Annotated in this window: 7 protein-coding genes and 1 pseudogene; all 8 read right to left on the minus strand. The window is 69.1% G+C overall.

Annotated elements, in window-relative coordinates; all coding sequences use genetic code 11:
• Positions 1–170: 170 nt before the first annotated feature.
• Positions 171–1,439, minus strand: a complete 1,269-nt coding sequence (gene glyA, locus L632_RS0120955) for a serine hydroxymethyltransferase (RefSeq protein WP_198021860.1) — start codon at positions 1,437–1,439, stop codon at positions 171–173.
• A gap of 49 nt (positions 1,440–1,488) precedes the next feature.
• Positions 1,489–4,131, minus strand: a complete 2,643-nt coding sequence (locus L632_RS0120960) for a phosphoenolpyruvate carboxylase (RefSeq protein WP_028717536.1) — start codon at positions 4,129–4,131, stop codon at positions 1,489–1,491.
• Positions 4,131–5,102 carry a D-glycerate dehydrogenase gene (locus L632_RS0120965; protein WP_028717537.1) on the minus strand — a complete coding sequence of 324 codons (972 nt, stop codon included), beginning with the start codon at positions 5,100–5,102 and terminating at the stop codon, positions 4,131–4,133. Before L632_RS0120965 ends, L632_RS0120960 begins: the two co-directional genes overlap by 1 nt.
• A 9-nt stretch (positions 5,103–5,111) precedes the next feature.
• Positions 5,112–6,002 (minus strand): succinate--CoA ligase subunit alpha, encoded by an 891-nt coding sequence (sucD, locus tag L632_RS0120970; RefSeq protein WP_028717538.1) that lies wholly within the window; start codon positions 6,000–6,002, stop codon positions 5,112–5,114.
• Positions 6,002–7,198 carry a malate--CoA ligase subunit beta gene (locus L632_RS0120975; RefSeq protein ID WP_028717539.1) on the minus strand — a complete coding sequence of 399 codons (1,197 nt, stop codon included), beginning with the start codon at positions 7,196–7,198 and terminating at the stop codon, positions 6,002–6,004. The genes sucD and L632_RS0120975 overlap by 1 nt, the downstream gene beginning before the upstream one ends.
• A gap of 18 nt (positions 7,199–7,216) precedes the next feature.
• Complete coding sequence (locus tag L632_RS0120980) at positions 7,217–8,458, minus strand: aminotransferase class V-fold PLP-dependent enzyme (protein ID WP_028717540.1); 1,242 nt, start codon at positions 8,456–8,458, stop codon at positions 7,217–7,219.
• Between the two features lie 92 nt (positions 8,459–8,550).
• A complete protein-coding gene (locus tag L632_RS0120985) occupies positions 8,551–9,816 on the minus strand; it encodes a glycerate kinase (RefSeq protein ID WP_028717541.1) in 1,266 nt (421 codons plus the stop codon).
• Positions 9,816–10,121 (minus strand): annotated as a pseudogene (locus L632_RS23335) (CoA ester lyase); the annotation flags it as partial. The gene L632_RS0120985 and the pseudogene L632_RS23335, both read right to left, overlap by 1 nt.

Here is a 10,121-nt window from a genome sequence, read left to right on the forward strand (position 1 = left end):
AAACCTCATGCCCAAGCTTCTGCAGATGCGCCGCAGAGGACGGAGTCACCGCAACACGCGCCTCACCCCCAAAACGCTCTCTCAATCCGCCGATCTTCAAAAGGCGATCCTTTCCGTAGTCTTCACGCGTCAGAATCCGCCGGCCCCCGGGAGGGCCGGGCGGATGCCATTCAGAGTTCGGGATAAAGCGGGAAGCGCGCGCAAAGCGCCTGGACCTCGGCCTTGACCCGCGTTTCGACCGCCGCATTGCCGTCCGGACCGTTCGCGGCCAGCCCGTCCACCACCTCGATGATCCAGCGGGCGATCTGGCGGAATTCCGGCTCTCCGAAGCCGCGGGTGGTGGCGGCCGGGCTGCCCAGGCGGATGCCCGAGGTCACGGTGGGCTTTTCCGGGTCGAAGGGGATGCCGTTCTTGTTGCAGGTGATGTTGGCCCGGCCAAGCGCCTTTTCGGTCTCGTTGCCGGTCACCTTCTTCGGCCGCAGGTCGACCAGCATCACATGGGTGTCGGTGCCGCCGGTGACGATGTCCAGCCCGCCCTCGATCAGGCCCGCCGCCAGGGCTTGCGCGTTCTTCACCACCGCCGCGGCATAGGACTTGAACTCGGGCTCCAGCGCCTCGCCGAAGGCCACGGCCTTGGCGGCGATCACATGCATCAGCGGCCCGCCCTGGATGCCCGGGAAGATCGCCGAATTGACCTTCTTGGCGATCTCCTCGGAATTGGTCAGGATCATGCCGCCGCGCGGGCCGCGCAGGGTCTTGTGCGTTGTGGTGGTCACCACATCGGCATGGGGGAAGGGCGAGGGATGCGCGCCGCCGGCGATCAGCCCGGCGATATGGGCCATGTCGACCATCAGATAGGCCCCGACGCTCTCGGCGATCTCGCGGAACCTGCGGAAGTCGATGACCCGCGGAATGGCCGAGCCGCCGGCGACGATCAGTTTCGGCCGATGCTGCCGGGCCAGGTCCGCCACTTGGTCGAAGTCGATCAGGCAATCCTGCCGGCGCACGCCGTATTGCACCGCGTTGAACCATTTGCCGGACTGGTTGGGCGCCGCGCCATGGGTCAGGTGGCCGCCCGAGGCCAGGTTCATGCCCAGGAAGGTGTCGCCGGGCTTCATCAGCGCGGTGAACACGCCCTGATTGGCCTGGCTGCCGGAATTCGGCTGCACATTGGCATATTCGCAGCCGAACAGCCATTTCGCCCGCTGGATCGCCAGATCCTCGACGATATCGACATATTCGCAGCCGCCGTAATAGCGCCGCCCCGGATAGCCCTCGGCATATTTGTTGGTCAGGACCGAGCCCTGCGCCTCGAGCACGGCGGGCGAGACGATGTTTTCCGAGGCGATCAGCTCGATCTCGTCGCGCTGGCGGCCCAGCTCCATGCGGATGGCGCGAAAGATATAGGGATCGCTGTCGGCCAGCGGCCTGGCGGCCATGGTGGTGTTGATCGGTTGGTGGTTCATCTTCCTCTCCCTGTTCTGTGGTTCAGCCGGTCCAGCCCAGGCCGGCGGCTATGCAGTTCATCGTCTGAAGCAGCGGCACCGACAGCTTGCCTGTGGTGCGGCCGCGCAAGTCGCGCAGCAGGTCGACCTGCAGCGCATGAATGTCGTTCATCGGGGCGCGGACCCGCTCGAACCGCTCGCGCATCATGGGGAATCGCTCGGCCAGCAGCGCCTCGCCGGTCAGCCAGAGCAGCGCCCGTTCGCTGCGGCGGTATTCGGCCTGCACCGCGCCCAGGATCGCGTCGCGTAGCCCGGCATCCTCGACCAGCGAGGCATAGCGGGCGGCGATCCGCATATCCGCCTGGAACAGCGATTTCTCGACCTCGTCCACGATCAGCTGGAACAGCGCCGAGCCGCGCAGCATGCGCCGCAGCAGGGCCTCGCCCTCGGCCCCGCGCACCTTGCGGAAGCTGTCGATGGCGGTGCCGAAGCCGTACCAGCCGGTGATCAGGTGGCGGTTCTGCGACCAGGCGAAGACCCAGGGGATCGCCCGCAGGTCGTCAAGCGACTTGGCCCCGAAGCGGCGGGCCGGGCGCGAGCCGATCTTCAGCATCGCCAGCTCCTCGACCGGGCTGGCCTGCTGGAAATAGCTCACGAAGCCGGGCTGGCCCAGCAGGGTGGCATAGGCGGTCTGCGACATGCCCGCCAGGCCTTCCAGCGCATCGTCGAATTCCGGCGTTGCCGCGGTCCGCGCCGGCGCCGCGCTGTGCAGCAGCACCGCCGAGGTCAGCACCTCGAGCGTGTTCAGCGCCGTGCCGCGGTTCGCGTATTTCGACGACACCACCTCGCCCTGTTCGGTGATCCGCATCCGGCCCGAGACCGTGCCGGGCGGCTGCGCCGCGATGGCGCGCTCGGTCGGGGCGCCGCCGCGGCTGACCGAGCCGCCGCGACCGTGGAAGAAGGCCGGGCGCATCCCATGGCCGGCCAGGGCGCGGGATATGCTGCGCTGCGCCCGCTCCAGTTCCCAGGTCGAACTGACGAAGCCGCCGTCCTTGTTGCTGTCGGAATAGCCCAGCATCACCTCGAACCGGTTGCCGCCGCGCGCCTTCAGGCTGCGGCGCGCCAGCGGCACCTGCAGCAGCTCGGACAGGATCGCCGGCGCGGCGCGCAAATCGGCGATGGTCTCGAACAGCGGCACCACGCGCAGGTCCAGGGTCTCGGCGCCGAAACCGGCATGGCGGGCCAGCAGATAGACCCCCAGAAGATCGTCGGTCGAGCGCGTCATGGACAGGATGAAGGGGCCGAGCGCATCGCGGTCCACGCCCTCGCCCATGTCGCGCATCAGCCGCAGCAGCGCCAGCAGTTCCTGACCGGCCTCGGTCAGCCGGGCGGGATCGACCTCTGGCAGCGCCGGGCTGGACAGGTCGGCGCGCAGCCGCTCCGACCAGGCGCTTGAGCCGTATTGCGGCGCGGAACCGCCGTCGCCGGCCCAGATCTCGGCCAGCACTGCGGTCGTCACCGTCGAGTTCTGGCGGATGTCCAGCGTCGCGGTGCGAAAGCCGAAGGTCTGCGCCTGCCAGCGGATCGGGCGGACATGGCGATGCGCCAGATGCGCGGCGCCGATGGCCTGCAACCCGTCCTCGACCACCTTCAGGTCGGCGATGAAGTCGCCCAGGAAGCGATAGCCGCCGGTCTGGTCGCGCAGCGCCCGGATCTGGTTGCCGATGACCGTCAGCGCCTGGCGGAAGACCTCGCCCGGGTTGCGGCTGCGGCATTCGGGGCGCTCGGCGATCAGGGCGTCCAGCGCGATGCCCTCGGCCCCCGGAACGGCGACGATGGAGGAACTGATGCTGATGCGGGCCCCGGCCTCGCGCAGCCCGTCCAGATAGCGGTCGAGGATCGCCTGCCGGTTGCGGGCCAGCGCGTCGCTGGTCGCTTTGGTCGTCACGTTGGGATTGCCGTCCCGGTCGCCGCCGATCCAGCTGTGAAAGCGGATCTCGGGCAGGGTGCCGGGGTCGAAGCCGGCGGCCAGATAGCGGTCATAGAGCAGCGGCACCGCGTCATAGATGCTGTCGCGAAAGAATTGCAGCCCCCATTCGATCTCATCCGACAGCCGCGGGCGTTCCAGACGCAGCTCGCCGGTCATCCAGAGCAGGTCGATCTCGCTGCGCAGGTCGTCGGTCAGCTGTGCCCGTTCCCGAGGCGTCCAGCGTTGCGTCTCCAGCGCCACGAGATTGCGATAGATGCGGCGATGGATTTCCAGCACGGTGACGCGCTTGGCCTCGGTCGGGTGCGCGGTGAGCGTCGGCCCCACGCAGATGCCGTCCTCTGCGCCGCTGGCGCCGATCCGGGCCGCGGCGCCCAGCTCGGCATGCGCCTTGGCGAAGCTGCCGGGCACGGTCGCCGGGCCCGACTCGGTCTCGGCTTGCCGCCGCTCGCGCATGGCCACGTTCTCGTCGGCGATGCGCAGCAGCTGGAACCAGATGTTCAGCGCCTGCAGATAGGGCACCGCCGCATTGTCGCGGGGGATCGCGACCGGCGCAGCGGAATCGAGGCTGGCGGCCACCTGCGGCGCGCGGCGCAGAAGCATGTCGCGCCAAAGCTGGCGCAGCGTGCGCCTCAGCGTCTCGGCATAGGCATCGGCGCCGCCGTCCGGTCCGGGCTGGAAGTCCCGCGCGCGTGCCATCAGTTCACACGGTCGCGCGGTTCGCGGCCCTCGAAAAAGGCCACGAGGTTCTCCATCACCCGCAGGCCCATGGCGTCGCGCGTCTCGCGCGTGGCGGAACCCAGATGCGGCAGCATGACCAGGTTGTCGGCGCCCAGCAGCGCATAGGGGATGTCCGGCTCGCCCTCGAACACGTCGAGCCCGGCGCCGCCGATGGTGCCGAACCACAACGCCTGCGCCAGCGCGTGCTGGTCGATCACCTCGCCGCGGGCGGTGTTGATCAGGCAACCGTCCGGCTTCATCAGCCCCAGGCGGCTCGCGTCGATCAGGTGGTGGTTCTCGGCCCCGCCCGGGCAGTGCAGAGACACGAAATCGCAGCGCGGCAGCAATTCGTCGATGGTGCCGACCTGCTCGGCACCGAACTCGGCCAGGATCTCGGGGGCGACGGCGGGGATGTTCTGCACCACGATCTTCATGCCGAAGCCGAAATGCGCGCGCCGGGCCATGGCCTGGCCGATCCGGCCGAAGCCGACGACGCCCAGCGTCGCGCCCGAGACCTTCTTGCCGATCATGTGGGTCGGGCGCCAGCCGGTCCATTTGCCGGCGCGCAATTCCCGCTCGCCCTCGCCGGCGCGGCGCGCGACCATCAGAAGCAGGGTCATGGCAAGGTCGGCGGTGCATTCGGACAGCACGTCGGGCGTGTTGGTGACGGTGATCCCGCGGGCGCTGGCGGCGGCCAGGTCGATATGGCTGAAGCCGACGCCGAAATTGCCGAGGATCTTCGTGCGCGGGCTTGCCACGTCGAAGATCGGGGCCGACAGCCGGTCGGTCACCGTGGGAAGCACCGCGTCGTAATCGCGGAGCGCGGCTTTCAGCTGGTCGGCGTCCAGTGGCAGGTCGTCCCGGCTGACGGTGAGGTCGAAGACCTCACCCAGCCGCGCTTCGATCGCCTCGGGCCACCGTCGGGTCAGAAGTACCTTGGGCTGTGCCATCTCGACCTCTCAGGCAAACTGTTTCATCGACCGGGCGATGGTCTCGCCGATCATCGAGGGATGTTCGGCGACGGTGACCCCGGCGGCGGTCAGGATCTCGACCTTCTCGCTGGCGCTTTCGCCGAAGGCCGAGATGATGGCGCCGGCATGGCCCATGGTGCGGCCCTTGGGCGCGGTCAGCCCGGCGATATAGGCGACCACCGGTTTCTTCATGTGGTCGCGGATATAGCCGGCCGCATCCGCCTCCTGCGGGCCGCCGATCTCGCCGATCAGGCAGACCAGTTCGGTCTGGTCGTCCTGCTCGAAGGCCATCAGGATGTCCTTGAAGGACGAGCCGTTGATCGGGTCGCCGCCGATCCCGACCGAGGTCGAGACGCCGATGCCCAGATCCTTCAGCTGCTGCGCCGCCTCATAGCCCAGCGTGCCGGACCGCCCGACGATGCCCACGTTGCCCGGCAGATAGATATGGCCCGGCATGATGCCCAGCAGCGCCTTGCCGGGGCTGATGGTGCCGGCGCAGTTCGGCCCGGTCAGCACCATGCGGCTTTCCCGGGGATAGCGATACATGTAGCGCTTGACCCGGATCATGTCCTGGGCCGGAATGCCGTCGGTCACGCAGACGCAATAGCCGATGCCGGCATCCGCCGCCTCCATGATCGAATCCGCGGCAAAGGGCGGCGGCACGATCACCAGGCTGGCATTGGCCCCGGTCGCCGCCACCGCCTGCTTGACGGTGTCGAAGACCGGCACGCCCTGCACCGTCTCGCCGCCCTTGCCGGGCACGACGCCGCCCACGACATTGGTGCCGTAGTCGATCATCTCCTTGGTGTGGAACTGCGCAAGACGCCCGGTAATGCCCTGAACGATCACGCGGCTTTCATTGTCCAGATAGATGCTCATCAGATCGCCTCCGCCTTTTCCAGATTGGTTGCCCCGTCCGTCAGGGCGTTCACCGCCTTCTGCGCCGCGTCCATCAGGGATTTGGCGGCAATGACCGGCAGGCCGGATTGCTCGAGGATCCTGCGGCCCTCCTCGACATTGGTGCCGGCAAGGCGCACCACGACCGGCACCTCGACCGGGTTGGCGGTCAGGGCCTGGACCACGCCCTCGGCCACCCAGTCGCAGCGGTTGATGCCGGCGAAGATGTTGACCAGCACGGCGCGGACGTTCTTGTCCGACATGACCAGCCGGAACGCCTTGGCCACCCGCTCGGGCGTGGCGCCGCCGCCGATGTCGAGGAAGTTCGCGGGTTCGCCCCCGGCCAGCTTGATGGTGTCCATGGTCGCCATGGCAAGGCCGGCGCCGTTGACGATGCAGCCGATGTTCCCGTCCAGCCCGACATAGGACAGGCCACGGTCGGCGGCGCGGGATTCGCGCGGGTCCTCCTGCGACTTGTCGCGCAGCTCGCTGATCTGCGGATGGCGGAACAGCGCATTGTCGTCGAAGGTCATCTTCGCATCCAGCGCCAGGATGCGGTTGTCGCCGGTGACCACCAGCGGGTTGATCTCCACCATGGTGGCGTCGAGGTCGCGGAAGGCGCGATAGCAGCCGGTCAGCGTGCGGACCATCTGCTGGACCAGCGGGGCGGGGATGCCAAGCGCGAAGGCGATCTCGCGCGCCTGGAACTCGCGCAGTCCCACCGCCGGCTCGACGGCCGAGCGGACGATTGTCTCGGGCTTCTGGGCCGAGATGTCCTCGATATCCATGCCGCCCTCGGACGAGGCGACGATCATCACCCGCTGCGAGCCGCGGTCGAGGACGAAGCCCAGATAGATCTCGCGCGCGATGGGCACCGCGCCCTCGACATAGACGCGATAGATGCCCTTGCCCTCGGGCCCGGTCTGATGCGTGACCAGCTTGCGGCCGAACATGGCCTCGCAGGCCTCCATGATCTCGTGATCGCTGTCGCAAAGCTTGACGCCGCCGGCCTTGCCGCGGCCCCCCGCATGCACCTGCGCCTTGACGATCCAGCGGTCGCCGCCCAGTTCGCGGGCGCGATAGGCCGCCTGTTCGGGGCTGTAGGCCAGCGCGCCGGGCGGAATGGCGACGCCGAAGCTCGCCAGGATTTCCTTGGCCTGGTATTCGTGAATATCCATCTGACAATCATCCCTGGATTAGGCGTCGGCGTGGTCGTAATGGGCGCTCAGCACCGCCCGGACCCTGGCCATGTCGATATTCGCCCCCAGGTCCGCCATGGCATCGGCGAAGCGGGTGACGATCTCGGTGATCGCGGGTTCGGAAAGCTGGTTGAGGATGCCGATGCGGACCTGCACGGGTTCCGAAAGCGTCGGCCAGATGCCGAAGCCCTCGGCGCGGCAGTTCTGCACCAGTTCCATCTCGCGTCCCGCCAGCGGCCCGGGCAGGTTCAGCACCACCAGGCTGGTCATGTTCGAGGTGACCTCGCAGCCCATGGCCTCGACCGCCGCGCGCAGGGCCTTTTCGTGGAAGGCATAGTCCTGGGCCCGCTTGGCGCGGCCGATCTGCAGGATGATGCGCAGCGCCTCGTGAAAGGCCGCCACCGCATAGCCGGAATGGGTGCGGTGATAGACGCCCTTCTCGACATCCTGGCCGTTGACGATCGCCCAGTGCCGCGCCTCGAGGATCGGGTGATGCGCATAGGTGTGGCAGCCGTTCTCGCGCAGCTCGGCGATATAGCGGTCGCTGAAGCTGACCGGCGCATAGGTCAGCGGCAGGCACAGCACGCCCTTCTGCGGGCAGGAGGCCCAGCCGACCACGCCGGGATAGTCGTCGATCGAGAAATCCGCGATGCCCAGCGACGAGACCGCATCGACCAGCCCCAGCGCGCCGTGCCGCTGACAGGCGTCCGAGAAGCCGCGCAGGTCGTTGATCCGGCCCGCGCCGGTTTCCCAATGCGCCATGAAGGCCCATTTCGGCTTGTGGCGGGCCAGCGCCGCCTCGATCACCTCGGCCGAGACGGATTGGCCATGCGGCACCTCGACCGTAGTGACCGAGGCGGGCTGCGGGTTCAGGGAATCCGCCCGCAATTCCTCGCGGGTCGAGGCCTTCATGCGGATCGACAGCCCGTCGATGCCCGAGAAGGTGCCGTTGGTGAAGACCACGACGCTGTCGCCGGGCAGGATCGCGCTCAGCATGCAGTCGAGCCCGGAAAAGCCGGTGCCGGCGACGCCGAAGGTGTGGATATTGCCGGTGCCCCAGACCTCGCGCAGCATGATCTTGCATTCGATCATCCCCCGCAGGACGTCGGCCTGCATGTGGTCGGCCAGTCCCGACTGGCAAAAGCGTTGCAGCACCCGCGCATCGGTATTGCCCGGGCCAGGCCCGGCGGCCAGCGTCTCGGGGATTTCGAGGGGCGGGAAAATGATCGTGTCCTTCATCGCGTCAACCTTTCGGAAAGAATGTTTGCCTGGGTGCCGTTGCGGGCGCGGCTGGACGGGGCCGGATGGTTCTTCACGGTTTCCTCCTTGGTTCAGGGGCCGAGCAGCAGGATCTGGACATCGGCGACATTGGTCCCGGTCGCTCCGGTCAGCAGCAGATCGCCCGCGGCCTTCAGCGCCACGTGGCTGTCGTTGTTGGCCAGCAGCGCCGCGCCGTCGCGGCCGGCGGCGCGGATGCGGGCGGCGGTGCCCGCGTCCACGATGCCGCCGGCGGCGTCGGTCGGGCCGTCGCGGCCATCGGTGCCGCCGGACAGGAAGACCCAGTCCCGGCCAAGGGCCGGCATCGCCAGGGCCACGCGCAGCGCCAGTTCCTGGTTGCGCCCGCCCAGCCCGGTTCCGACGACATTCACCACCGTCTCGCCGCCGAAGATCAGGCAGGCCGGCCGGCCGCGCGGCGCGTCCTGCGCCGCCGCGACGATGCGTGCCGCGGCCTCGGCCACCGCACCCACCAGCGCGTCGCAAAGGATCGCCGGGTTCAGGTCCGCCGCCGCCGCGGAAATCGCCTCCAGGCTCTTGCGGTTCGAGCCGATCAGGTGGTTCCGCGCCTCGGGCAGGGCCGCAGCGGGGCCGGACGCCTTGCCGCGGCCCAGATGCGCCCGGACCTCTTCGGGCAGCAGCAGCCACAGGCCCCGCGCCTCGATCAGCGACCGGGCCTCTTCGACACTGCCGATCTGCGCCACGGTCGGCCCCGAGGCCACCACCGCAAGGTCGTCGCCGATCACGTCCGACAGGATATAGGCCGTCACCGGCGCCGGCGCGGCGAAATGCAGCATGCCGCCGCCCTTCAGCCGCGACAGCTGCTGGCGCACGAGGTTGGCGGCGCGGATGTCGAAGCCGCGCTCCAGCAGCAGCCGGCCGACCGCGATCTCGTCCGCCAAGGTCAGGTCGCCCGCCGGCGCCGGCAGCATGGCCGAACCGCCGCCGGAGATCAGCGCGATCACCCGGTCCTTCGCCCCCGCCGCGCCCAGCAGGGCGATCACCGCCCGTGCCGCCGCGGCGCCGTCCTGGTCCGGGACCGGGTGGCCGGCGACCATGACCATGGCGCCGGGCAGGGGCCGCCGGTTCTCGCGATTGGTTACCACCAGCGCCTGCACCGGCGCCGGTTCCAGCGCGTCCAGCATGGCCCCGGCCATCGCGGTCGCCGCCTTGCCGACCGCGACGACGATATAGCGGCCATTCGCGCCCAGGTCCGGCACCGGATGCTGCCGCAGCGCGGCGCGCAGGGCTTGCGCCGGGTCGGCGGCCGCGCAGGCCGCCCGGAACAGCATCTCGGCCCGGGATCTGAGCGCGGCGGACATCACGCGGCGCCGGCGATCTGCCGGGCCTTCTCGACCAGCACCTCGGCCTGGCGGATCGAGGCATAGTCGATCAGCCGCCCGTCCAGCGAGACGGCGCCCTTGCCTTCGGCCTCGGCCTCGGCCATCGCCGTCAGGATGCGCTGCGCCTTGGTGACCTCGGCGTCCGAGGGGCTCATCACCGCGTTGGCCAGCGCGATCTGGCTGGGGTGGATGGCCCATTTCCCCTCGCAGCCCAGCACCGCGGCGCGATAGGCGGCGGCCTTGTAGCCCTCGGGGTCCGAGAAATCGCCGAAGGGCCCGTCGAT

It is taken from the genome of Paracoccus sp. J39, from assembly GCF_000518925.1.
Taxonomy (GTDB): Bacteria; Pseudomonadota; Alphaproteobacteria; order Rhodobacterales; family Rhodobacteraceae; genus Paracoccus.